At 61.5% G+C, this 2,161-nt stretch carries 2 protein-coding genes; both read right to left on the bottom strand.

Annotated features, from left to right (window positions below; all coding sequences use genetic code 11):
• Positions 1-92 precede the first annotated feature (92 nt).
• Positions 93-647, bottom strand: a complete 555-nt coding sequence (locus tag EXE44_RS16490; RefSeq protein WP_092923261.1) for a hypothetical protein — start codon at positions 645-647, stop codon at positions 93-95.
• Between the two features lie 187 nt (positions 648-834).
• Positions 835-1,434, bottom strand: a complete 600-nt coding sequence (locus EXE44_RS16485; protein WP_137717953.1) for a hypothetical protein — start codon at positions 1,432-1,434, stop codon at positions 835-837.
• Positions 1,435-2,161: the final 727 nt, after the last annotated feature.

The following is a 2,161-nucleotide window of genomic DNA, read 5'->3' as shown; positions in this document are numbered from 1 at the left end:
AGCTGAAAGTTACCGGCGTCGCGAGCGGGAGCGGGCGCGTGCGGCTTTCCGACGCCGAGAACGACCGCACACGAGACGCCGAGAACGACCGCTTACTGGTCGTACTGACGCAGTTCGACGGGAACCGGCTCCGTGCGGTTCTGCGCCTGCCAGTACTGCCACGCGACCGAGAGGGTGAACACGAGGAGTACGGCTGCGCCTACCACCGGCAGGGGGACGGCGCCGAAGCCGGGAACGCTCAGCACCGTGAGCGACAGCGCCGTCGCCCCGCCGACCGTGAGGAGGAAGTAGTGGAATCGCCACGGGTACGTCGGTTGGTCGTCCGTCGTGAGGTACTCGTCGATGTCGTCCGCCCGGTCTGCGAGCCGAACGGTCCCGCTGTCTTTGTCGTACTCGATGGTGTTCATCTCCGCCATCTTCGGGAGATGGGTCTGATACAGGGACACGTAGACGCGCTTCCGCTGCTGGCTGGTCAGTTCGTCGGCCGAGACGTCGTTTTCCATCGCCGCTATCTCCGTGGCGAGCTCCTGGACGTCGACCGATCCGCCCTTCGTCCGGAGGTAGTACAACACCATTCGGCGCCGGTGGTTGCTCAGTAGCTCGAAGACACCGTCGGGCGTCAACGGCTCGGTGTCAGCGGAACTCATCGTCAGGAGCACCGGTCCTGTTCGTCGGTCCCGTCTCTTTCCATGCTCGTTCCTTTCGCAAACGGGACATAGTTATGGTCTGGCTTATCCGGACTTAGGACGCTTTTAACCCATATTCGCGTCACTTTCACTTCTCGCCCAAAAGTCGCTGAACCGGCCGCGAAACCGGAGCGCTGCCCGTGCCGCGTCACTCGAAGTACCGGTACGCCGACACGCCGACGAGCGCTCCGACGAGGAGAGCGGTCACCACCTGAAGCGCCGCGTTCGATATGAACGCCCCGACGACGACGGGAACGACGAGGAAGGCGCCGGCGACGAGCGACAGCGTCGAGGGGTACCGCGTCCACCCGGAACCATCGACATCGTCGTCGACTGAGAGGTAGCGTTCGAACAGGTCCGTGTGTTCTGCGGTCTCGATCCGGCCGCGCGGCTTGTTGTACGAGATCGCGCCGTAGTCGTCCATCTTCGGCAGGTGACACTGATACAGTCCGACGTACACGCGCTTGCGTTCCTGCGAGGAGATCTGTTTGATGTCCTTGCCCGTCTCGCGCGCGGCGATGGCCTCGGCCAGCTCGTCCAACGTCGCCTCCTCGTTCTTGCCTTCCAGCAGGTACCGTATCACCCGTCGGCGCCGCTTGTTTTTCAGGATCTCGAACAGCTGATCGAAGCCGATCTCTGCTCGCTCGATATTCTCCGGCTCAGTACTCGAAGCATCGGTTTCCGGTCCCGAGAACTCCCGATCGGCCTGGGCCGCGTCCCGCGTTTTCGCTTCTGAGTCGGCACTCATCGTACACCATCGTTTTGATCTGTCGCAACGTCGTCTGTTCTCGTTACGTTGTCGTACATCGTTATCGTGGGGAGTTTCGGTATTATATCATTTCACGGGTAGAACAGGGTATGGCGGGTCATGTTGCCGCTACTCATGTAATCCACTTAACTCTATCACATCTTCACGAAGTATTTCTGTACTGAATAATTGAGTAAACAGCATCGTCGCGGCCGTATACGGGAGAAATATCGTGTCCTTCGCACGACAAGTTTCGTCGTCGCTCTCCCCCACGAGTACCGAGAGTTCGGTGGCATAGAAAGCGAGACGGCGACCGGCAACAGGCGAGAGGAACAGTGAAACGCCGACCGAGCGTATCATTGACTCCCTCGCGTAAGGACGAGGCTTCCGCTTGCTATCCGTCACTTACCGGTGAACGGCGACAAAATCCGGTCCATAACAAAGTATTCCTCTCGGCATGCGGTGGGTATGCAAATCGGCCCCAAAGCGATCACGACCGGTGTGCGCCGCCGCCGCGCGGACGGCGACGCGGTCGACGGGGTGGTCGCGTAATGTGCGGCATCGTGGCTCGGATCGGAGCGGCCGACGACGCGGTCGACGAACTGCTCGTCGGGCTGGAAAACCTCGAGTACCGCGGCTACGACTCGGCCGGCCTCGCCGTTCAGACCGACCGCGACGTGGACGTCCGCAAGCAGGCGGGCGGCATCGACGACCTCCGGAACGCGCT

This window comes from Halorubrum sp. SS7, assembly GCF_005435055.1.
Lineage (GTDB): Archaea > Halobacteriota > Halobacteria > Halobacteriales > Haloferacaceae > Halorubrum > Halorubrum salinarum.
The sequence above is the reverse complement of the archived record's forward strand: the minus strand, read 5'-3'. Positions and strand labels throughout refer to the sequence as shown.